At 71.3% G+C, this 21,724-nt stretch carries 22 protein-coding genes; 9 read left to right on the forward strand and 13 right to left on the reverse strand.

Features of this window, described 5'->3' with window-relative positions; translation table 11 throughout:
* Positions 1 to 16: 16 nt before the first annotated feature.
* The 4 genes from LV75_RS02990 (at position 17) to LV75_RS03005 (ending at position 4,293) form a co-directional block, all read left to right on the forward strand.
* Positions 17 to 931 (forward strand): TauD/TfdA family dioxygenase, encoded by a 915-nt coding sequence (locus LV75_RS02990; protein WP_253885065.1) that lies wholly within the window; start codon positions 17 to 19, stop codon positions 929 to 931.
* Between the two features lie 67 nt (positions 932 to 998).
* Complete coding sequence (locus LV75_RS02995; RefSeq protein ID WP_253885449.1) at positions 999 to 2,018, forward strand: FecCD family ABC transporter permease; 1,020 nt, start codon at positions 999 to 1,001, stop codon at positions 2,016 to 2,018.
* Entirely contained in the window at positions 2,015 to 3,043 is a 1,029-nt protein-coding gene (locus LV75_RS03000) for a FecCD family ABC transporter permease (RefSeq protein ID WP_253885066.1), read from the forward strand. Before LV75_RS02995 ends, LV75_RS03000 begins: the two co-directional genes overlap by 4 nt.
* Before the next feature lie 140 nt (positions 3,044 to 3,183).
* Complete coding sequence (locus LV75_RS03005) at positions 3,184 to 4,293, forward strand: NAD(P)/FAD-dependent oxidoreductase (RefSeq protein ID WP_253885067.1); 1,110 nt, start codon at positions 3,184 to 3,186, stop codon at positions 4,291 to 4,293.
* Between the two features lie 479 nt (positions 4,294 to 4,772).
* On the opposite strand, the gene LV75_RS03010 is transcribed toward LV75_RS03005, so the two are convergent.
* From LV75_RS03010 to LV75_RS03040, 7 genes are all read right to left on the reverse strand, one after another.
* Positions 4,773 to 6,311, reverse strand: a complete 1,539-nt coding sequence (locus LV75_RS03010; RefSeq protein ID WP_253885068.1) for an amidase — start codon at positions 6,309 to 6,311, stop codon at positions 4,773 to 4,775.
* Positions 6,312 to 6,497: 186 nt separating this feature from the next.
* The gene (locus tag LV75_RS03015; protein WP_253885069.1) at positions 6,498 to 6,767 is read right to left on the reverse strand and encodes a hypothetical protein; all 270 of its coding nucleotides are present in this window, start codon (positions 6,765 to 6,767) and stop codon (positions 6,498 to 6,500) included.
* Between the two features lie 37 nt (positions 6,768 to 6,804).
* Positions 6,805 to 7,065 carry a hypothetical protein gene (locus LV75_RS03020; RefSeq protein ID WP_253885070.1) on the reverse strand — a complete coding sequence of 87 codons (261 nt, stop codon included), beginning with the start codon at positions 7,063 to 7,065 and terminating at the stop codon, positions 6,805 to 6,807.
* Positions 7,066 to 7,239: 174 nt separating this feature from the next.
* Positions 7,240 to 7,890 (reverse strand): DUF2306 domain-containing protein, encoded by a 651-nt coding sequence (locus LV75_RS03025; protein WP_253885071.1) that lies wholly within the window; start codon positions 7,888 to 7,890, stop codon positions 7,240 to 7,242.
* A 71-nt stretch (positions 7,891 to 7,961) separates the two neighbouring features.
* Entirely contained in the window at positions 7,962 to 8,597 is a 636-nt protein-coding gene (locus tag LV75_RS03030) for a response regulator (RefSeq protein WP_253885072.1), read from the reverse strand.
* 162 nt (positions 8,598 to 8,759) lie between these two features.
* Positions 8,760 to 9,866 (reverse strand): sensor histidine kinase, encoded by a 1,107-nt coding sequence (locus LV75_RS34730; RefSeq protein ID WP_308210839.1) that lies wholly within the window; start codon positions 9,864 to 9,866, stop codon positions 8,760 to 8,762.
* A gap of 34 nt (positions 9,867 to 9,900) precedes the next feature.
* The gene (locus tag LV75_RS03040) at positions 9,901 to 10,443 is read right to left on the reverse strand and encodes a GNAT family N-acetyltransferase (protein ID WP_253885073.1); all 543 of its coding nucleotides are present in this window, start codon (positions 10,441 to 10,443) and stop codon (positions 9,901 to 9,903) included.
* A 127-nt stretch (positions 10,444 to 10,570) separates the two neighbouring features.
* Here LV75_RS03040 and LV75_RS03045 point away from each other — a divergent pair, with 127 nt between their 5' ends.
* Positions 10,571 to 11,698: an MFS transporter gene (locus tag LV75_RS03045; protein WP_308210840.1), complete on the forward strand. Its 1,128-nt coding sequence runs from the start codon at positions 10,571 to 10,573 to the stop codon at positions 11,696 to 11,698.
* On the forward strand, positions 11,695 to 12,495 hold the full coding sequence (locus LV75_RS03050; RefSeq protein ID WP_253885074.1) for a hypothetical protein: 801 nt from the start codon (positions 11,695 to 11,697) through the stop codon (positions 12,493 to 12,495). The genes LV75_RS03045 and LV75_RS03050 overlap by 4 nt, the downstream gene beginning before the upstream one ends.
* Here the strand turns inward: LV75_RS03050 and LV75_RS03055 are convergent.
* Positions 12,486 to 13,574 carry an acyl-CoA dehydrogenase family protein gene (locus LV75_RS03055; protein WP_253885075.1) on the reverse strand — a complete coding sequence of 363 codons (1,089 nt, stop codon included), beginning with the start codon at positions 13,572 to 13,574 and terminating at the stop codon, positions 12,486 to 12,488. The two genes, LV75_RS03050 and LV75_RS03055, sit on opposite strands and share 10 nt — an antisense overlap.
* Positions 13,575 to 13,630: 56 nt before the next feature.
* On the opposite strand from LV75_RS03055, the gene LV75_RS03060 reads away from it, so the two are divergent.
* Both LV75_RS03060 and LV75_RS03065 read left to right on the forward strand, forming a co-directional pair.
* Positions 13,631 to 15,187: a CoA transferase gene (locus LV75_RS03060; protein WP_253885076.1), complete on the forward strand. Its 1,557-nt coding sequence runs from the start codon at positions 13,631 to 13,633 to the stop codon at positions 15,185 to 15,187.
* Positions 15,184 to 16,797: a class I adenylate-forming enzyme family protein gene (locus tag LV75_RS03065; RefSeq protein ID WP_253885077.1), complete on the forward strand. Its 1,614-nt coding sequence runs from the start codon at positions 15,184 to 15,186 to the stop codon at positions 16,795 to 16,797. Before LV75_RS03060 ends, LV75_RS03065 begins: the two co-directional genes overlap by 4 nt.
* On the opposite strand, the gene LV75_RS03070 is transcribed toward LV75_RS03065, so the two are convergent.
* The 4 genes from LV75_RS03070 to LV75_RS03085 all read right to left on the reverse strand — a co-directional run bounded on the left by LV75_RS03070 (position 16,778) and on the right by LV75_RS03085 (position 20,537).
* Positions 16,778 to 17,524 (reverse strand): metal ABC transporter solute-binding protein, Zn/Mn family, encoded by a 747-nt coding sequence (locus LV75_RS03070; RefSeq protein WP_253885078.1) that lies wholly within the window; start codon positions 17,522 to 17,524, stop codon positions 16,778 to 16,780. The genes LV75_RS03065 and LV75_RS03070 overlap by 20 nt on opposite strands.
* Positions 17,521 to 18,330 carry a metal ABC transporter permease gene (locus LV75_RS03075; RefSeq protein ID WP_253885079.1) on the reverse strand — a complete coding sequence of 270 codons (810 nt, stop codon included), beginning with the start codon at positions 18,328 to 18,330 and terminating at the stop codon, positions 17,521 to 17,523. The genes LV75_RS03070 and LV75_RS03075 overlap by 4 nt, the downstream gene beginning before the upstream one ends.
* 946 nt (positions 18,331 to 19,276) lie before the next feature.
* A complete protein-coding gene (locus LV75_RS34735; RefSeq protein WP_308210841.1) occupies positions 19,277 to 19,912 on the reverse strand; it encodes an ATP-binding cassette domain-containing protein in 636 nt (211 codons plus the stop codon).
* A 73-nt stretch (positions 19,913 to 19,985) separates the two neighbouring features.
* Positions 19,986 to 20,537, reverse strand: a complete 552-nt coding sequence (locus LV75_RS03085; protein WP_253885080.1) for a sigma-70 family RNA polymerase sigma factor — start codon at positions 20,535 to 20,537, stop codon at positions 19,986 to 19,988.
* A 63-nt stretch (positions 20,538 to 20,600) separates the two neighbouring features.
* Between LV75_RS03085 and LV75_RS03090 the strand changes: the two genes are divergently transcribed.
* On the forward strand, positions 20,601 to 21,302 hold the full coding sequence (locus LV75_RS03090) for a zf-HC2 domain-containing protein (protein WP_253885081.1): 702 nt from the start codon (positions 20,601 to 20,603) through the stop codon (positions 21,300 to 21,302).
* 109 nt (positions 21,303 to 21,411) lie between these two features.
* On the opposite strand, the gene LV75_RS03095 is transcribed toward LV75_RS03090, so the two are convergent.
* Positions 21,412 to 21,708: a hypothetical protein gene (locus LV75_RS03095; protein WP_253885082.1), complete on the reverse strand. Its 297-nt coding sequence runs from the start codon at positions 21,706 to 21,708 to the stop codon at positions 21,412 to 21,414.
* Positions 21,709 to 21,724: the final 16 nt, after the last annotated feature.

A 21,724-nucleotide genomic window follows, 5' to 3' on the forward strand; every position in this document is an offset into this window, starting at 1 on the left:
CCACAGAGGAGAACCGATGACCCTGGCTTACACGATCGAGGGCACCGGCCCGGTCGTCGAGCACATCGACCACGATCGCGCTGACCTGCGGGCTAAGCTCGTTGAGCACGGTGCGCTGCTGCTGCGCGGCTTCGACATCGGCGGTGCCGACGGGCTGGCCGACGCGGTGCGGGCGCTAGCGGGCGAACCGCTCACCTACACCGAGCAGTCGTCGCCGCGCAGTGTGATCAAGGGCAACGTCTATACGTCGACCTCTTATCCCGCGCAGGCGGAGATCCCGCTGCACACCGAGATGTCTTACCAGGCTGTTTGGCCTCTTACCCTGTTCTTCCACTGCGTTGAGCCGCCGTTGACCGAGGGTGCCACTCCGTTGGCGTCTATTCGTGAGGTCTATGAGCGTATTGATCCGGATGTGCGGGCGGAGTTCGAGCGGCGTCGGTGGATGGTGGTGCGCAACTACGGTGAGGATGTCGGTCTGCGGTGGTGGACCGCGTTCGGTACTGAGGACCGTGCCGAGGTCGAGCGCCAGTGCGCCGCGGGCGGTATCACTCCGGAGTGGGTGGGCGCTGACGGGTTGCGCACTCGTGCCGTCCGGGATGCCGTGCACAAGCACCCGGTGACCGGGCTACCGGTGTGGTTCAACCACATCGTCATCTTCCACGAGAGCAGCCTCCCGACTGACGTCCGCGAGGGCATCGCCGAGATCTATGGACCTGACGGCTTCCCGAACAACTCCTACTACGGCGACGGCAGCGTCATCCCGGATGATGTGGTTGCCCACCTGCGACAGTGCTACCGCGCCGCATCCACCCGGTTCGACTACCAGCGCGACGACCTGTTGGTAGTGGACAACATGTTGGCCGCGCACGGCAGGGAACCCTTTACCGGACCTCGTAAGATCGCGGTCGCCATGGCGGAGTCCTCTGCGTGAAAGGGAGTTGTTAGCCTTGCCCGGTCCCGAGATCGGTGACATCGCGCGGAACGACGAGGGGTTGCCAATGGTGGAAGGGCGGCCCCGCGTCAAGACCGTGAGCGTGCGCCTCTTAGGGCTCGTCGGCGCACTTGTGGCGCTCGCTGCGGTGTGCGTGTTCAGCCTGATCGTCGGGGCTGAGGACATCGACATCGGCACCGTGTGGCGGCTGCTGTGGCACGACGACGGCAGCGAGATCGCCTACATCGTGCGCGAACTGCGGTTCCCGCGCACCGTCCTCGGCCTGGCCGTCGGCATCGCCCTCGGTCTGGCCGGTGCCCTCATGCAGGCGCTGACCCGCAACCCGCTGGCCGACCCCGGCCTGCTCGGCGTGGAGATCGGCGCCTCGACCGCGGTGGTCGTGGCCATCTCGTTCCTCGGCGTCACCGCGCCCAGCGGCTACGTGTGGTTCGCGCTGCTGGGCGCGGCGGTCACCGCCGTCGCGGTCTACGCCCTCGGTGCCAGCGGCCGCGCCGCCACCCCCGACCGCATGGTCCTCGCCGGGGCTGCCGTCACCGCCGCGCTCAACGCCGTCGTCGGGATCATCCTGCTGCTCGACGCCGAGACCTTCGACCGGTTCCGGTTCTGGGTCATCGGCTCCCTCGCAGGCCGCGGCATGGACGTGTTCCTCGAGGTCTCGCCCCTCATCGCGGCGGGCACCGGGGTGGCGCTGCTGCTCGCCCGCCCGCTCAACGCCCTGGCCCTGGGCGAGGAGACCGGCCGCGCCCTCGGCGTCCGGATCGGTCAGGTCCGCCTCGCCGGTGCCCTGGCGGTGACCCTGCTCTGCGGCGCGGCCACCGCCGCCGTCGGCCCGGTCGCGTTCGTCGGCCTCGCCGTCCCGCACGCGGCCCGGATGATCACCGGCCCCGACCACCGCTGGGTGCTGCCCTACGCCGCGGTCCTGGCCCCGGTCCTGGTCGTGGGCTCGGACGTGCTCGGTCGCGTCCTCGGTGCCCCGGGCGAACTGCAGGTCGGCATCGTCACGGCATTCCTGGGAGCCCCCGTGTTCATCGCCCTGGCCCGCCGCCGCCGGATCGCGCACCTGTGAGCGCCGCCATCCTGCGGCTGGGCCCGCTCTCCGTCCGTGTCTACCGCCGCCCGCTGGTGGTTGGCACCGCCCTGCTGATCGCACTCGCGACCTTGGCCGCCTTCACCCTCACCACGGGCGATTACCCGGCCACGGTCTCCGACGTGCTGCGGACCATCTTCGGACAAGGCCCGCCCGGCCTTGAACTGGTCGTCAACCGCTTCCGACTCCCCAGGCTCTTGGTGGCCATCGGTGCGGGCGCCGCTCTAGGCGCCGCGGGAGCCGTCTTCCAGAGCGTGTCCCGCAACCCTCTAGGCAGCCCCGACGTAATCGGCTTCACCACGGGCTCCGCTACCGGCGCCGTCTTCGCCCTCTTGGTCTTCCGCGACAGCCAAGCCAGCGTGGCGGTAGGCGCAGTAGTCGGTGGCCTCGCGGCCGCCGTCATCGTCTACCTCTTGGCTTACCGACGAGGCGTCCAAGGCTTCCGCCTAATCCTCATCGGCATCGGCGTCAGCTCAATCCTCGCTTCGGTCAACAGCTACCTCCTAACCCGAGCATCGTCTCAAGAAGCCCGCCTCGCCCAGCTCTGGCTCCTCGGCAGCGTCAACGGTCGCACCTGGCAACAGGTGACCCCGTTGTGGATATCCCTCGCGGTCCTCGTACCACTAGTCCTCTTGGCCGGTCGCCGCATGTCGTTGCTGGAGATGGGTGACGCCACCGCGCAATCCCTGGGAATCTCCCCCGAACGCACCCGCCTCTCTCTAGTCGTCGTCGGTGTTGCCCTCACCGCTGTCGCCACCGCTGCTGCCGGTCCCATCGGCTTCATCGCCCTTGCAGCGCCCCAGGTGGCATCCCGCCTCACCCGCACAGGCGGACCAGGCATCCTCCCAGCAACCCTTACCGGCGCCGTCCTGCTCACCGCGGCTGATCTCTTGGGGCAGCGAGCGATCCCGGACTTCCAACTCCCCGTCGGCCTCGCCACCGGCGCCGTAGGCGGCGTCTACCTGATGTGGCTGCTAGCCGCCCAATGGCGCGCTACGCGATAGCCACCCGGTAGGCGAACCCCAGTAGCGGCGTGAGCGACTGTCATCCGGTCGTGGGGGAGGTGTGCCCGGCTGGCGGTTGTCCCTCCAACCCGGTGATCGGTAAGCAAAGAGGACACCGTTGTCGTCGAGGAAGATTCGCCATGGTTGGGCATGTGGTGGTCATCGGGGCTGGGGTCTATGGGGCAGCTGTTGCGGCAGGCTTGGCTCGACGGGGAGCCCGGGTCACGGTGGTGGAGGCAGGTGCGCCTGCAGGCGGGACCTCCGGGGCCACCTTCTCTTGGACCAACTCGTGCGGCAAGCAACCGCGCAGCTACCACGACCTGAGCGTCGCCGGGATGGCCGCGCACCAGCGGTTGGCGGCACAAGCACCGCACTCCGACTGGTACCACGAGGGTGGCAACCTTGAGTGGGCCGCTGACGAGGTAGGGCAAGAGCGGTTGCGGACGAAGGTGGCGAATGTTCTCGAGTACGGATATGCCGCTCGGTGGCTGACGAGGGCAGAGGTGGTAGCGCTAGAGCCCGACATCAATCCGGTAGCGCTACCTGAGGATGAGATCGCCTACTTCCCTCGTGAAGGCTGGGTCGAACCGACGCGTCTGATCGGGCACCTGCTGGCGACCGCCCTGTCCCGGGGTGCCCGGTTGCTACGCGACGACGCCGTGATCGATCTCGACGTGGACGACTCGGCCAAGATCAGGCTCACCTCGGGCAAGCGCCTCACCGCCGACGCGGTCGTCAACTGCGCCGGGCCGCACGCCGCGCGGATCGCCGAGCTGGCCGGTCTCGCCCTGCCGATGCGCAACACCCTCGGAGTGCTCATCTACACGTCCCCGGTCGCCGTCTCCGTGTCGCGGGTCGTGCACGCGCCGCACGTGCACCTGCGCCCTGACGGCGGTGGGCGGCTGTTGTTGCACACCGAAGAGGTTGATTCCGCTGCTCGCGTCACCCGGGGCAAGACCAAGGTCGACCAGACCGCCGTCGAGGCCGTGGTCGCTGCTGGGAGAGACCTCTACCCTGGCCTGCGCGACGCCACCGTGGAGAGCGTGCGCGTCGGTGAGCGGCCGATCCCTGCTGACGGGCTTCCGGTGTTGGGGCGGGTTGCTGAGCTGCCTGCGTTCCATTTCGCGGTGTCGCACAGTGGTGCGACGCTCAGTGTTCACGCGGGTGATCTGGTTGCGGCTGAGGCGTTGGGGGAGGGCCAGGATGACGTGCTCGGGCCGTTTCGCTATGAGCGGTTCGCGCGAACGTAGGGGCGGCTCGGGCGGTGGGCGTGGGTCGGCTCGCCTTCGGTATGCACCTGGGTGGAGCGGTGCGGTGGGGGTCCACGGGTGCTGGGAGTGTGGTGGGCTTGATGGGGCGGGTCTGCGGGTGGTTGGGGGTGCGGTGGGCTCAGTAGGGCGGGTCCGTGCCGGGGTTGGGAGTGCGGTTGGCTCGATGGCGCCGAGCATCGACAGGGTCTGCGGTGGTTGCTAGTGCGGTTGGCTCGATGGGGCGAACTTGTTTTGCGTGGGGCCCCTACAACACCCGTGGCAGAACCGCACAGCAGGGGCCGAAAAGACTGGCCCTGCCGCGAGGAAACGCTACGGGTGTTGTCCCCCCACGCAAAACAAGTCCGCCCCATCGAGCAAGAACAGGGGTGGGGTTGGTGGGGTTGGTGGGGGGTGAGGGTGGGGCAGAGTCGAGCTCATGGAGCAGAGGCCGGTGAGCATGGATTTGTCGGCGCATGACGTTATGGCTGTTGTTCTCCTGCGCGAGACAGGCCCGCTCCGGCGAGCTGGGGTGGGGTTGTGATGGTCTCGTGGTGGATGGCGATGAGGTCAGGCGGGTTGTGGGCGGGGCGTGAGGCGGGTTCGGACCAACTGGGCCACGGGCGGGCCTGTTCGATCGCCGCGCCTACTTGGAAGGCGGTCACGTCGTCGTAGGGGCGGGTGGCGATCTGGACGCTTGTGGGCAGCCCGGAGCCGGCGCATTGGCCCGATGGCACTACTAGGACCGGGCATCGGCTGTATACGTTGAACAGGCCTGTCATCACGCCGTCGTGGTCGGTGTGGTGGGTGCCGTTGACTTCGATCGTTCGTTCCCAGGGGCGGTTCGCTGCGGGTACCTCGTGGAACGCGAGTGTTGGGCAGAGGAACGCGTCGTACTGCTCGAACAGTGGGCCGAAGTGGTGGTACCACGTCCAGGCGGCCAGTTCGTGCAGCCTGCGCAGCTCGTCGGGGTCGACCTCCAGCGCGCACTGGGCGTAGTACCCGGTGTAGTCGCTTACTTCGTCCGGGTGCTCGCGCAGTGCCCGGACGAAGTCCTCCGCGTACAGGCGGTCGGTGTAGCGCGAGGCTGCCCGGGTGATGTCGCCCGCCCAGGGCACCTCGACCTCTTCGACCCGCGCTCCCGCGTCGGCCAGTGCCCGCAGCGTCGCCAGCGTTTCCCGCCGGACGTCGGCCGTGACGGGGAAGCACCCCAGGTCCAGTGAGAAGGCGATTCGCAGCCCCCGCACGTCGGCGAGCCGCTGCGGGATGGTCACCCGGCCGGGCAGTGACGTGTGGTCGAGCGGGTGCGGGCCCGAGGTGACGTTCTGCAGCAGCGCGGCGTCGGCGACGGTCCTGGTCATCGGGCCGATGTGGGTGAAGAAGTCGTAGCTCACCCCCGGGTGCAGCGGGTTGCGCCCGTACGGCGGCTTGAACCCCACCACGCCGCACATCGCGCTCGGCACCCGCAGCGAACCCAGGCAGTCGGTGCCCATCGCGACCGTCGTCGTTCCCGCCACGACCGCCACCGCCGAACCGGAGGACGAGCCGCCGGAGGAGTAGGTCGGGTCCCACGGGTTGGGCGTCAGCCCGTGCGCCCGGGAGTCGCACGTCCACGCCCAGCCCAACTCCGGCATCGTCGTGCGCGCGTGCAGTGCCGCGCCCGCCGCGAGCAACCGCGCCATGGTGGGGCTGGTGTGCTCGTCCACGGCCCCGGTCAACCACAGGCACCCGTCGCTGGACACGGTGCCCTCGACCGCGGAGTCGGTGTCCGACTTGGCCACCAGCGGCAACCCGTCCAACGGCCGCGCCGGGTCACCGCCCGCCTGGTACCGGGCCTCCGCCGCGCGGGCGGTGACCCTGGCCCGCTCGTGGTAGGTGGTGGCGAAGGCGTTGAGCCGCGGCTCGAGCCGCTCCGCCCGGGCGATCAGCGCGTCCAGCAGCTCGACCGGGGACAGCTGCCGCCGCTGGAACAGCGCGAGCACCTCGGTGGCGGGTTTGTGGCAGAGATCGGCACCGTCCATGCTCGTCCCTCCGGGGGCGCGGGTGAACCCCCACCATCCGGTCCACCGCCCCGCCCCGGGGGCCGATTCGCCCAGGACTCCCCGAACGGAGCAGCCCATCCCGCCGGGCCTGCAACGTCCGAAGTGGACGCCCACCCGGCGGGTACCGGACGGGCGCCCCGCTGGATCACTGTCCGGTGTGGATGGTCAGCGGATGTCCATCAGGAAGATGAAGTACCACCCCGGCCCCCGGTTCCCGTACCCCGGGTCGGAGGCGTGGTAGGAGCAGTCGTAGCTGTAGTAGACCGGTGGGGACCACCACAGGTCGGACGTCGCGTCGCACTCCGCTTGGGTCGTCCAGGGCCCTTCGAAGCCGGACGCCCAGTCCCCGCTGGTGGTGGCGGTGGCAGTGGCCGCCCCGCTCACCAAGGCGGCTGCCGTCAGCACGACGGCGGCGAGTGCTGGGGTTCTCCTCACTAGATCTCCCTTTCTCCGTGTGGTGGCCCGGGTTGGATCAGCGGATGTCCTGGCGGTACCAGAAGTACCAGCCGGGGCCCCGGTTGAACGGACCCGGATCAGCGGTGTAGTAGCGGCAGTCGTAGCTGTAGAAATAGGGCGGATCCCACGCCGCGTCGGACCACGCGTCGCAAGTCACCTGGTCGGCTACCGGCCCGGTGTAGCCATAGCCCCAGATCCCCGCGCTGGCGTTGCTCGCCCCGCTGACCATGGCGGCCGCTGTCAACACTGCGGCCGCGAGTGCTGCTGTTTTCCTCATCGACTCCCCTTTCGCAACTCGATGAGCGAACGATCACACGCCGTCAGTGGCCACAGGAATGCCTGTCACCCCGCTGTACCAACCGTTCCCCACCCGTCGCGGCCCACTCGGCGGCGACCCGTCGGGCGTCCGGCGCACCCCGCCGCGATCCTCTGTGGAGACCGCGCGGCGCGACTAGGCCGATCGCCCGGGGACCGCGCCTGGCGAGCGCACCAACGCCGGTTGCGCCACTCGTCCGCGGATGATCCATTCGGCGGCCACCGAGTTGAGCACCCACGCGACGCCGAGCAGCAGGGCCCGCGGCAGTGGACCCGGCTGGCCGAACGCGACGACCCACGGGATGGTGACCACCGCCTGGGTGCCCGCCGCGATCCCGATCGCGTAGCCGCGGATCATCCAGGCCCGGTGCCCCGCGAAGTCGCGGCGGCGGATGGCCAGGAAGCCGAGGACGAGGGCGACGGTCATGGCTGTGCCGAAGACGAGCCGCAAGACCGTCACCAGCGGTGCGTCGAAGGGTGGGTGCGGGTAGGTGATGGCCATGTAGAGGCCGGAGAGCGACGCGATCAGTCCACAAGGGAGTACCAACCGGCCGGATCGCCGGTGCCAGGCGAAGCGGCGGAGCGCGGGGGAGAACTGCAACGCGCCCGCGAGGCAGAACACGGTGGCACCGACGATGTGCAGGACGATCGGGATCGGCGCGGCGGCGAACCGGGCGCCTTCCTGGGTGACCGGACCGGTCAGTCGCGTGAGCCGGACGGCACCCGCGATGACGGGCACGGCACTAAGCAGCAGCAGCGCGGCGGGGACGCGGATGTGTTTGAGCACGGGGAAAATGGTCCGCTGTGCGCGCGCCCGGCACATCAGGACCAGGTACGGCCCCGACGTCGTACTTTCGGCTACCGGACCCGCCCGGTCTCGTAGGCCCAGATCACGATCTCGACCCGGTTGCGGGCGCCGAGCTTGGTCATCAGGCTGGCGATGTGCGACTTCACCGTGCTCAGCGTGATGTGGAACTCGCCAGCCACCTCGTTGTTCGTCCGCCCGCGCGCCACCGCCAGCAAGATCTGCTCCTCCCGCTCGGTCAGCGGGTCGACCAGCCGCGCCCCGGCGGACGGCGCCCCGGCGGCGAACGCGGTGAGCAGCCGGGCGGTGACGTTCGGCGCGATCAAGGCGTCACCCCGCGCGGCCGCGTGCACGGCTTGGGCGAGCAAGTCGGCGCCCGCGTTCTTCAGCAGGAAACCGCGCGCCCCGGCCCGCAGCGCCGCGTAGACGTACTCATCGAGGTCGAACGTGGTGATGACCACCACCGCGACCTCCTCGGCCAACACCCGGGTCGCCTCGATCCCGTCGAGCCCCGGCATCCGGATGTCCATCAGGCACACATCGGGCCGCAGCTCCCGCACCACCCCGATCGCCTCGAGCCCATCACCCGCCTCGCCGACGACCTCGATCCCCGGCTGCGCCCCCAAGAGCATCGCCAACCCGGTCCGCACGATCTCCTGATCGTCGGCCACGACCACGCGGACGCTCACCACGCCACCTTCGCCTGGACTGCGGTCCATAGACGGTTGCCCCGCAGCCGTGCTGTGCACGCACGGATGTTCATCGCGCCACCATAGATGCCACCGCTGCCGCCCTGTCGCTCTTGGCCGCTAGGTCCGGCGTGCACGTACCACCGGTGACTACGTGAATGTTCATCGGGCCGCCTTGGGAAGTGCTGCGGCGACTGTCCATCCGCGACCGTCTTCCGGTCCGGCTGTGCACGTGCCGCCCAGCAGGGCCGCGCGTTCGATCATCCCGGTCACCCCGAACCCCGGCGGGCGCGCCACCGCGGTCTCCCCGTCGTCGATCACCCACAGCCACACCGTGGTCGCGTCCACCACCGCCCGCACCCGGACCCGGGTCGCGTTCTTCGCGTGCCGCCGTGCGTTGGTGATCGCCTCCTGGGCGATCCGGTACACCGCAGCCCCCACCGCTGACGGGAGGCCGGAGGTGTCCCCGACGACCTCGACCGCGATCGCCGGGTGGCCGTTGGACGCCAACTGGTCCAGGTCGTCGAGCCGGTGGCCCGGTGCCCGCTCCGCCTGTTCGTCGGCGCGCAGGACCCGCACCATGCCCCGCATCTCCTCCAGCGCCTTCCCCGCCTCGGCGTCGATCACGCGCAACGCCGCCACCGCTGCCCCCGGGTCGGTCGCGGCCAGCGCGATGCCCGCCTGGGCGCGGATCGCCATCGCCGAGACGTGGTGGGCGACGGTGTCGTGCAGGTCTCGGGCCAGCCGTTCCCGTTCGAGGAGTTTGACCTGGTCCAGCTCCCTGGTCCGGTACCGCGCCCGGTACCGCACGGCCGCCCCCAGCGCCATCGCCGCCGCCAGCACGACGGTGCCCGCGAGGGCGTCGGTCGGTCGCTGGTGCCCCATCAGCACCGCGAGCCCCACCTGCCCCACCATCACCGCGGACCCGAGCGCCGCCTCCCGGCCCGACCCCCACCGGAACAGCGAGAACGGCAGCACCAGCAGGTAGACCTGCACGTGCAGGTCCGGGAAGTCCCGACCCACGACCACCGACGCGACCGCGCAGGTGCCGAACGCGATGACCACGGTCAGCAGCGGGGCGTCGCGCCGCCACCACAGCACCTGCGCGAGCGCGACCGCCAGCACGGTCGAGAGCGGCCCCGCCCGGGTGACCCCCTCCACCAGGGCGATCGGGATCAGCGCCCCGATGAACACCCGGTCCCACCACGTCAGCGGCGGTACCGGGGTGGGGCGCGGTTCCCGCCACAGCGAGCCGAGGATGTCGAGCACGCGCCCAGTGTACGAGCCGCCTGACCTGCGCGGATCAGCCGAAAGTACAGCTCAGGTAGACCACCAGCGGCACCCTGCCGGACGAGCTGAACGAGCCGACGGCCGACCAGCCCGCCGCGTCGTAGAGCCTGCGCGCCGGGGCCTCGGCGTGGGTGCACAGCCAGGCCCGCGGGTACCCGGCGACGAACTCGGTCAGCAGGTCGCGGCCCAGCCCGCGCCCCTGGTGCGCCGGGTCGACCATGAACTCGACGACCTCCAGCGCGGGCGGACCCAACAGCGGGTGCAGCGCGGCGTCGACCCCGGCGAAGATCCGCTCGTACAGCGGGGTCCCCGCTCGGCCGGACGCCGCGGGCCAGCCGTGGATGGACCCGACGACCACGCCGTCCAGCGTGGCGAGGACGCCGTGCGCGCCCGGCTCACCGAGGTGCTCGGCGAACCGCTCCGGCTGCTTGGCCAACTGCTCCTCGTCCTCGGACCACGGCGGTTCGACGAAGCACCGCCGGTAGACCGCCTGCAACTGCTCCTCGACACCGCGCATCCCCTCGGCGTCGACCCTGGTCAGTCGGTAGTTCCCCACCACGTCAACGTATCCCACGCCGGTGCGGCGGCGAGGACCTTGGCGGGCCCACCTCGTCGACCGGGGCAAAACACCATCGGCAAACACGGGGTATCCCGTCGCGCCGCGGGTCTGCTGGGATGGGCGGGTGAGGACCAAGGTGACCGTGGTGTCCACGGCGGCGATGGCTGTGTCGATGTTGCCGTTGTTCGTGCTGGGAGCGCTCGGGCCGGTGCTGGTCGCCGAGTTCGGGTTGGCGCAGTGGCACTTGGGCGCGCTCGTCGCCGGGGGTTTCGGGGTGGCGGCGGTGTTGTCGCTGCCCGCGGGCGCGTTGGTGGACCGGGTGGGGGCGGGGCGGAGCCTGGTCGGGCTGTTCGTGGTGGGGGCGGCTGTGTTGGGGGTTATCGTGGTGGCGCCGTCGGCCTGGGTGGTGGCGGTGGGTGTGGCTCTCGGCGGTGTGCCGCAGGCATTGGCCAATCCGGCGACGAACAAGGTGATTCTCGCTGTGGTCGAGCCTGCCCATCGCGGTCGGGTCACGGGGTGGAAGCAGTCCGGGGTGCAGGTCGGTGCCTTCGTCGCCGGTGTGCCACTAGCGGCCATTGCATCCATTGTGGACTGGCGATGGGGTGTGGCGGCGCTTGCCCTGCTGTGCCTGGCGGTCGCACCCGTTGCCCGGATGCCGGTGCCGCACTCGCCGCCGAAGGCGGGTGGCGGGGAGTTGGGTTCCCGGGTGCCTGCGTTGGCCGTGTTCTCGCTGGCCTTGGGCTTCGGGTTGGCCTCGGTGAACACCTACTTCGTGCTCTACGGCGTGGACCGGCTCGGGCTGTCGGCCCCCGTTGCGGCGTGGTTGATCGCGGTCATGGGCGTGCTCGGCATCGCCGGGCGGGTGCTGTGGAGCGGCGCGGCGGGCCGGGCGGATGACTCGGCCTCGGTGCTTCCGGTGCTGGCGCTGGGAGCCGCGGGTTCGATCGCGGTCGTGGCCGTGGCGGATGCCCTGCCGTGGCTGGTGTGGGTGGGCGCGGTGGGGGTCGGCGTGTTCGCGGTCTCCGGCAACGCGGTGTCCATGGTGGCGGTGATGCGCGCGGTCCCGCCCGCTTCGGCTGGACGGGCCGCCGCCGTGGCGTCGGCGGGCTTCTTCGGCGGCTTCGCACTTGGCCCGCCACTGACCGGCCTTGTGCTGCACGCAGCGGGTTACCCCTGGCTGTGGGTCTGCGTTGGCGCCGCCTTCCTCGCCGCCGCCGCGGTTGCGGTCATGATCACGCGGAGCACGCGATGACGGGCTGGGCCGAGGCGATCCTGCGGGACACCTGGAGCCGGGTCGCGGAGATCGAGGCCGCGGTGGGCGACCGGTTCCCCTTGTCCGCCGAGCAGGACCAGTGGCGCACCACCGCCCGCGGTTCGTGGACGGGCGGGTTCTGGGCCGGATTGCTAGCGCTCAAAGCGATGGCGGAAGGAGGCGACCCGGCGCCCGTCCGCCGCCGCCTCGACATCTGGGCCGATACCGACACGGTGTGCCGTGGCCTGATCTTCTGGTACGGCAGCGGCGGCGAACGCCTGGGCCTGCACCCTCCTGAACCCACCACCGCCGCGGTCGCCGACTCCCTCGCCCAAGCCCTCGACGAACGCCTAGGCGCCATCCCCTGGGGAACCGCACTGGCGCCCGACGGCCCGCCGATCCGACCAGACGGCGCCGCCGGAGTGATCCCCCTCCTTCGAGCCCACGGCCACCACGACATAGCCCAGCGACACCTGGAAACCCACTTGAGACAAGGGATTCCAACCTGGCGCAGGGGAGCGGCGTGGCTTCTCCTGTCGGCAGTGGACGGAGGTAGGCCGAGTGGCGACCTGATCGCACAATGGTCGACCCCCTCCGATGACGCCGGTGCCAACGCCATCGCCGCCATGGCCCTCCTCAAAGCCAACCACCCCAACGGCGAACGCCTGCTCCGGGAAGCCGCCACGGGCACCGCCGAGTACGACGGCCAGACCGGCTTGCGCGTCATCTGGGCGGAGTTCTTCACCGCCCTCGGCGCCGCCCTGCTCACCGGCCTCGTGTCCGCCGATCACTGGTAGCCGCTGAGCAACCGCCGCCCGGTGGTCGCGATGTGCAGTTCGTCCGCCCCGTCCAGGATCCGCGCCGACCGGGCGACCCGCAGCAGCCGCGGCAACCCGGACTCCGCCATCAGCCCCTCCGCCCCGTACACCTGGATCGCCGCGTCCACCGCGGTCCCCAAGGCCCGCGCCGCGGCCGTCTTGGCCAGGCTCACCTCCACCGCCGCCCGCTCACCGGAGGCGACCAACCGAGCCGCCTCCCCGGCCAGTGCCCGCGCCGACCGGACCACCAACTCGGCCTCGAAAGCCAGCCGCTGCACCAACTGCCGATCGGCGAGCACCCCGTCGCCCAGCCTACGAGCGCCCGCCCGCGCCCCCAGCAGCTCCAGGCACCGCTGCGCCTGCCCGACCCACCGCAACGCCCGCAGCGTCCGGCCCAGCGCCAACCGTTCACCCGCCAACCGCAACCCCTGGCCGACCTCGCCGACCAGGTTGTCCCCGGGCACATGCACTGCGGTGAAGCTGATCTCGTACTGACCGCCGCCGCCAAGTACGTCCAGCTCGCGCTCGACCCGGAAGCCCGCCGAACCCGTTGGCACAGCCAAGATGGAGAACGAGTCACCGGTCCGCGCGACCACCAGCACCAAGTCGGCGCGCGCGGCATCGCTGGTGAACCACTTGCGGCCGTCCACCACCCACGACCCGTCCGGCCGCTGCGTCGCGGTCGTGCGCAGCAGGGTCGGGTCCGAACCCGCCACACCCGGCTCGGTCATCGCATACGCCGTGGTCACCTCACCCGCCACAAGAGGCCGCAGTACCGCTTCACGCAGCGCGGGAGCCGCGTGCGCGGCCAACGTGCGCGCGGTGAGCAAAGAGGCCGACCCGAGCACAGCGGGCCCGTGGTCGCTGCGCCCCTCGTCCTCCGCCAATGCCAGGTACCGCGCCAACGACAACCCACCCCCGCCCAGCTCAGCGGGCAGCGGGAGCGCCCACAGGCCCGCCGCCCTCGCCTCCCCCCGAAGGTCCAGGCCCGCGTCCAGCTCGGCCTCTGCGGGGATCACCACCCGGTCGACGAACGCCCGCACCACCGCACGATTCACGCGGCACATCACACCACCGCGGGAACCGGCGGTGATCCCGGTGCGACCAGTGGGGCATGACGGGAACCAAGACACCCCTCGACGCCAAGGTCTCCGTGTCCGGGTCCAGCGCCGCCGCCGCGGTGCTGCGCGACCACCTCGCCTTCCTGGGGCTGGAGGTGGTGCGGGGCGGGCCGACCGAGCTGGCCGCCGAGGCCGTCCTCGACGTTCCCGGTGGTCGGCACGTCGTGCGGGTCGACTGGGCGGGCCCGGTCGCCGTGCCGGGGCTGCGCGACGAGGCGACGGTCCAGGCCGCGTGCGGTGTGGCGCACGTCCACGGCCGCAGCACCGGTTCGCCGCGGGGCCTGGGCATCGACTACTGCGGCACGGCGGCAGGTGTGCTGGCGGTGACCGGTCTGCTGGCCAGCGCCCTGCGGGACCCGCTCGGCGAGCACGTCGTCGAGACCAGTGTGGCCGAGGCCGCATTGCTGACCGTTTCCCAATACCTGGCCGCCGCGGGGGAGGACTTCGCCCCCGGCGGTCCGCCCTTCACGACCGCTGACGGGGTGCGCTACGAGATCGAGGCGCTCGTTCCCGAGCGGTGGGGCGGGTTCTGGACCGCGCTGGGCGCGCCCACGCGTGCCATCGCCGTCGGCTGGCGGCCGTTCCTGTTCCGCTACGCCACCGCGACCGCCCCGCTCCCCGTCGAGCTGTACGAGATCAGCCGCGCGGCCACGTTCGACCAGGTGCGCGCGGCGGCGCGGGCGAGCGGGGCAGACCTGTGCGTGCTGCGCGGACCCGCTGACCTGCCCGCGGGCGGACACCCCTGGCAGATCACGACCTTGCCCCACCCGGCACCCGACGTCGGCCTCGGCACCGTGTGGGAGGCGGGCCGACGGGTCCAGGCGCCCATGGCCGCGAACCTGTTGCGGCTGCTCGGTGCCCGGGTGGTCCGGGTCGAGCCGCCGGACGGGGATCCGTTGCGCGGTATGCCACCCACGACCGGCGGGCTCTCCGCGCGCTGGCTGGCCCTCAACCGGGGCAAGGACGCCGTGGAGATCGACCTCAAGGACCCGACCGCGCGGCGGTGGCTGCGCGAGCGGGTGCGGGCGGCGGACGTGTTCCTGCACAACTGGGCGCCCGGCAACGCCGAACGCTGGGGCCTCACCGCCGCCGACCTGCCGGGCACCGTCCACGTGCACACCTCCGGCTGGGCCGACTCACCCGATGCCGACCTGCCGATGGGCACCGACTTCATGGTGCAGGCCCGCACCGGGCTCGCCCACCTGGTCCGACCGCTCGACGAGGAACCGGCGCCGTCGATGATGACGCTCGTCGACGTCCTCGGCGGCCTCATCGGCGCGGAGGCCACCCTCGTCGGCCTCCTGGCCCGCCGGGCCACCGGTCGCGGGGTCTCGGTGCGCAGCAGCCTCCTCGGCGCCGCGACCGCGCTCAGCCAAGGCGGGTCAGCGCGCCGACCGGCCGGGTTCCGCCGCCCGGTGGACGGCCGGATCGGGGGCGTGCCCGTGGTCACCGACCTGACCGCGCTGCTGGACGACCCCGCGTTCGCCGCAGTCCTGCGCCGTGACGAGCACGGCGCAGCCGCCCTGTCCGCACCGTGGAGGTTCCTGTGAAGCTCGTCGCCGATCAGCTGCTGGAAGACCTTGTCCCGCACGAACTCCGCCGCTCCTGGGCCGCCGCGGGCAACTACCTGGACCGGGACATCTACGCCCTGTTCCACGAGCACGCGACCACGAATCCCGGTCGCACGGCTGTTCTGGACGCCGACGGCGTGCTTTCCTATGCCGAGCTGGACGTTCTCGTCCAGCGCCTGGCCGTCGGACTCGCGGGTCTCGGCGTCGGGGAGCGGGACGTGGTCGCCGTGCAGTTGCCCAACGGGCACCTGGCCTGCGCGTTCGACCTGGCCATCGCCGCGGTGGGCGCGATCGCGCTGCCGTACCCGGTCGGCCGCGGTGACCGGGAGGCGTGGAGCCTGCTGAGCCGGTCCCGAGCCGTCGCCGTCGTCACCGCCACCTCCTACGGCGACTACCTCTGCGCCGAGCGAACACGGGCGATGCTGGGCGACCTGCCCTCCCTGCGCACGGTCATCGCCGTGGGCGGTGAGGTGGCGGGCTGCGTCCCGGTGTCAGCCCTGCTGCGCTGCGACCCCGCGCGGTTCACGCCCTCGACGCCCGATCCGGACGGGCCCGCGCGCATCCTGGTCACCTCCGGGTCCGAGGCCGAGCCGAAGATGGTGCTGTACTCGCACAACGCGCTCATCGGCGGCCGTGGCCGGTTCATGGGTGTGTTGCTGGGCAAAACGCCTGAACCGCGCGTGTACATCATGGTGCCGCTCGCGTCGTCCTATGGCAGCAACGGAACGGCGGTCACGCTCGCCACCCACGGGGCAACCCTGATCCTCCGGCCCAAGTTCGATGTCGACATCGCTTTAGCCGCCATCGAGGAAGACCGACCCACGCACGTGTTGGCTGTGCCGACGATGTTCCGCATGATCACCGACAACAGCGCTCGGCGCGACACGTCCAGCCTGCGCGTTGTCGCCCTGGGCGGAGCCGCCTTGGACCCGGCGACCGCCGACCGGGTGCGCGAGTCGTTGGGCTGCTCAGTGGTCAACGTCTACGGTTCCGCCGATGGCGTCAACTGCCACACCGCCGTCGATGGCTTGCCGCACAGCGCCGGTCGACCGAACCCCGACGTGGCCCGGGTCTCCATTGTGGACGATGACTTGCGCGTGCTGCCCGACGGCGAGGTCGGCGAGATCGTCTCTTTAGGGCCGATGAGCCCGATGCGCTACGTCGGCGCGCCCGAGCTCAACGCCCGGTACCGCCTGACCGACGGGTCGGTGCGCACCGGCGACCTCGGCCACTTCGACGCGGACGGGCACCTGCACGTGGTGGGCAGGCGCAAGGACATCATCATCCGCGGCGGGCTCAACATCAGCCCGGCGGAGGTCGAAGGGCTGCTGGCCACGCACCCCGCGATACGCGACGTCGTGTGCGTGCCGGTGTCGGATCCCGTTCTGGGGGAGCGGTTGTGCGCTTGCGTCGTCGCCGACCGGGACTTGCCGCTGGTCGAGGTGACCGCGCACCTCGCCGCGCAAGGACTCGAACCGCGGAAGTTCCCCGAGCGCGTGGTCGTGCTCGGGGAACTGCCGTTGGGCCCGGCGGGCAAAGTGGACCGCCGAGCCGTCCAGGAGCTGATCGCTAGCCGAGCGCCGCGGTGATCCGGTCGGCGTTGGTGGTGTAGACGCTGAGCAGGTCGAGGTCCGCCCCCGGGTAGTTGACGATCTCGACCTGCTTGGCGCCGGTGTCGGGCAGCACGCCGCCGCTGGTGGGCATGTGCGCGTTGTCCAGCACCAGAGCGGGTTCCTTCGCGGCGAGGTCGGCGACCTGCGCGGGCGTGATCGGCTGCGGCCCGAACGTGCCGACCACCTCCAAGCCGGTGATCTCCGCCATGTAGGTCACGAACGCCTGGCTGACGACTTTTCCCTTGCTGCGCACCGAGAGTTCGCTGATCTTCCGGTCGAACTTCGCGATCCACTCCTCGGCCGCCTGCTTGGTGTCCAGCAAGGCCGCAAGCTTGCGCACCTCGGACCGCACCACATCCGGCTTGTTGTCCAACACCACCGCCTCGACCCGTGCGTCCCCGCCCGCGGCCTCCTTCAGCTTGCCCGCGAACCCCTCGAACTCCGCGTACAGCACCACATCGGCCTCGCTGACCGCCACCAGGTCCGACGGCTTGGGCTCGTAGTCGGCCGCGTGCACGACCGACGCCGGGACGATCACCTTCACCTCACCCGCCCCGGCCGCTTTCGCCAACGCCCCCTCCCAGGCGGTGGCGGCCACGACCTTCTTGCCCTGATTCCCAGTGGCTTGCTGGGCTGTCCCTTGGGCGTCCCCGCACGCGGTCAACACCAGCACGGCGCCGAGCGCCACGATCCCGAGCTTCACGGTTCTCCTCGTTTCACGACCTGAGCGAGCAACGCCACCACCCCAGCCACCAACACCAAGATCGGCCCCGGCGGCTGGTCGAGCACCAGGGCCAACAACAACCCGACGACCGCCACCGCCAACCCGATGGCCATCGCCGCGAGCACCATCCCGGTCAGCCCGCGCCCGATCCGCCGCGCGGCCAACGCGGGCAACAGGGTCAACGCGTCCACCAGCAGCGCGCCGGTCAACTTGATCGCCCCCGCGATCGCCACCGCCACCACCACGAGCAGCGCCACGGTCAGCGGCCCGGCCCGAACCCCCGACGCGACCGCCAACTCCCGGTCGTGCAACAGGAGCGACAGGTCGTGCCGCCGCCACCAGAACAGCGCGGGCACCCCCACCGCGAGCACTCCGAGGACGGTGAGGTCCACCGGCCTGGTGGACAGGATCGACCCCCACAACAACTCGAACGCCCCGTTCGCGTTGACCCCCGAGACCGACAGCACCAACAGCGCCACCGCGATCGCAAGGCTCATCAGCAACCCCATGGCCCCGCTCAACCCACCCGGCCTAGTCGCGAACGGCGCCAACCCACCCCCGGCCGCCGCGCACAGCACCAACGCCCACACCACCGGGTCCGTCCCGGTCAGCAGCCCGATCGCACTCCCCAACAGGGCGACGTGCATGATCGCGAACCGCACCGGGTAGATGTCCAACCCCACGATCACCACCCCCACCGCAGGCAGCGCGATGGCCCCCAACACCAACCCCACCCCCGCCCGCTGCACGGCAGCCACCCCCAACAACTCCGCCAGATCACTCATCCCACCCACCACCCCGGAGTTGTCCCCACCACACCCCACACCCGCCCCGTTCTGTCGGTGCTCTGCTCAGAACAAGCACCACCCGACCGGGTGTCCTTACCCCGCCCCACATCCCCGCCTTCCCGAGTTGTCCACAGCCCACCCCCTCGCCCACCCTCTTTTGTCGGCGCCCTTCGGTAAGCTGTATATCGGGGGCTGCTCAATGCGATTTGATCTTGCTCCCCCCATCGCGCCTCACACCACCGCCCGTTCCCCTGCAGCGCATCAACTCGCGGTGCCCTCCCTCGCGGAGCCGCCACCGAAACCCCCACCCCCACTGCGGTCATGCCGACTCCTGCAGCTGCCCGGCCGCCATCTTCACCACTGGGTCGGGTGTCTTTGCCCCGCCCCACATTCCCGCGTCCCCGGGTTGTCCACAGGCGACCCGCTCGCTCACCCTCTTTCGTCGGTGGCTGTCGGTAAGCTGTATATCGGGGGCTGCTGAGCGCGGTTTGATCTTGTTCCTCCCACTGTGCTCCACCCCGCGCCGCGTTTCCCTGCAGCGCCTCACCCCGCGGCGCCCTTCCTCGCGGCACCTCAATTCCCAGCGCTCCCACCAAAGCCAGCACCCATGCCGCAGAACCCATCGCGGTCGCGCCACCTCCTGCGGCTGCCCGGCCGCTATCTTCACCACCCGGTCGGGTGTCTTTGCCCCGCAACAGTTCTCCGCGTTTCCGGGTTGTCCACAGCCCACCCGCTCGCTCACCCCGTCTTGTCGGCGCCTTTCGGTAAGCTGTATATCGGGGGCTGCTCAGCGCGATTCGATCTTGCTCCCCCCGCCGCGCCTCCCCCCACCGCGCCTCCCACCACGGCGAGGCACCCCGCAGCGCATGCGCCCTGCCTCGCGGCACCCCCACCCCCAGCGCTCCCACCAAAACCCCCACCCCCACCCCAACCCCAACCGCGGTCACGTCGCCTCCCGCAGCTGCCCCGCCGCCATCTCCACCACCCGGTCGCACACCCGCACCACCGCCCGGTCGTGCGTCGCCACCACCACCGTCACCGGTAACCCGGCCAGCACCGCCGCCGCTTCGTCCTGTCCCGCGAAGTCCAACGCCGCCGTCGGTTCGTCCGCCAGCAGCACCCCCGCCCCCGCGGCCACGCACCCCACCGCACGGGCCAGCCACGCCCGCTGCACCTGCCCGCCGGACAGCGTGTGCACCCCGCGCCCGCCCAAACCGCCCAGCCCCAACCGATCCGCCGCGGACCGCGCCGCCGCTAGGTCACCCCCGCTGGCCAGCAACTCGTCCAACAGCAGCGGGAACCGCCCGCTGGAGCGCACCTGCGGGATCCACCCCACCGCCGCCCGCCGCGCGCGCCACTGCGCCGACGTGCGGGCCACCACGCCGCCGACTTCCACCGTGCCGGACGCGACCGGCTGGAACCCCAGCACGGCGCGCAGCAACGTCGACTTGCCCGACCCGTTCGTCCCGACCAGCGCGACCCGCTGTCCCGCGGGCACGTCGAGGTCGGCCGACAGCACGGCGGGGTGCCTGCCGTAGCGGCAGCTGACCCCGCTCAGGCGCACGGGCAGCGCGGTCACCGGTCCTCCAGTCCGGGCGCGCGGCGCACCCGATCATGGAGTCGGTCACCCGATCGCGTTAGTTCCCGGGCGTTCAGCCCGCCTCGGTGGCCTGGTCGCCCACGGCGCGGATGAGGTCGTCGCGGGCGCGGGCCACCCGCGAGCGGATCGTGCCGACCGGGCAGCCCACCACATCGGCGGCCTCGGCGTAGGGCAACCCGAGGACCTGGGTCAACACCAGGGCCTCGCGCCGATCCGGGTCCAAGGCGTCGAGCAGCAGGTTCAGCTCCACCGCCCCCTCGAACCCCGACGGCGCCGCGTGCCGGTCGGCCTCGGCCTCCCAGCCGACCCCACCGGCCAGCCGCGGCCGGGAGCGGGCCATCCGGACCTGGTCGACCACGACGCGGCGGGCGATCACCAGCAGCCAGGTGCGCGCCGAGGACCGGCCCGCGAACCCGCGCAGGCTGCCCAGCGCCCGGGCGTAGGTCTCCTGGGCCAGGTCGTCGGCGACCGCGACCCCGGCGAGGTGGGCGACGAAGCGCCACACGTCGCGCTGGGTGGCGCGGACGAACCGCTCCAGGGCGTCGCGGTCACCGGTCCGCGCGCGCAGTGCCCAGCGGGTCACCTCGTCATCGGCTGTGGTCACGAGTCCGGATCGTAACCACACCCCGTCGGGAACCCGTAGGCCGAATGGCGCGACTATTGGGACGTGGACTGCTCAACCTGCCGTGAAGCGCTCTCGGCCCGCCTCGACGGCGAGGCCGAACCCGCCCCCGCCGCCGAGACCGACGCGCACTTGGCGCAGTGCCCGGCCTGCGCGGGCTGGCAGGTCAAGGCCCAGGCCCTCACCAGGGCCATCCGCGTTCGCCCCGCCGAGCAGCCACCGGACCTGGTGACAGCGGCGTTGGCGGTCCGCCCCCGGCCCGCCGCCCTCGTCCCGAGGCTCGCGCTTGCCATCGTGGCGCTGGTCCAGTTCTGGATCGCCCTCGCCCAACTGCTCACCCCGTCGGGCCACGGCGACCACGGCCTGTCCGGCCACCTGTTCAACGAGGGCGCCGCCTGGAACCTCGCGCTCGGCATCGGCCTACTCGTCGCCGCCGTCCGCGTGACAAGGGCAGCGGGACTGCTCCCGACGTTGGCGGGATTCGTGGCCCTCTTAGTCGGCCTCTCCATCCACGACCTCGCGCAAGGCACCGCTACCTTCACCAGGGTCGCGTCCCACTTGCCCCTCTTGGCGGGCCTCGCCTTGCTCTACCTCGTCGCCCGGCTCACCAAGGACCGCCCGACGCCACAAACCCCGGCGCTGCTCGGTGAGGGCGACGAGCCCACCGGCAGCACCGACATCCCTGACCCGGTTCACGCGCCTAAGCGCCGGAGAGGCCACCTTCGCCCCACTGCCCAAGCGGCATAAGAGGCGGAAACCGCTCAAGAATCCCAAGACACGCCGGGATCGGTCCCTCTCCACCCACTGACTCGGTGTCCCTGTGCCGCCCCTGGCGCCCACCCGGCGCCGGGGGCGGTCAGTCCTTGCCCATGGCGCGGCGGATCTCGGCGAGCCGGGCCCGCCCGGCCTCCTCGCGCTCGGCCAGTTGCTCGTCGAGCGACTTGACGTCCGGGCCGGTGCCGCCGATGCCCGCCAGCTCGGTCGACCCGGTGGCGGTGGCGGCGCGGTTCTCGATGCGCTCGCGCACGTAGTCGAAGCTCGGCACACCCGACTCCGAGTACTGCGCGGCGGGCAGCTCGACCGCGGGGGTGGGGGACGCGACGATCTCGGCGTCCACGACGGTCGGGTCGTCGTCGCCCTGGGACGTGCTCATCTGGGGTGCTCCTCCG

This window comes from Actinokineospora diospyrosa, assembly GCF_024171925.1.
In the GTDB taxonomy this organism is placed as follows: Bacteria; Actinomycetota; Actinomycetes; order Mycobacteriales; family Pseudonocardiaceae; genus Actinokineospora; species Actinokineospora diospyrosa.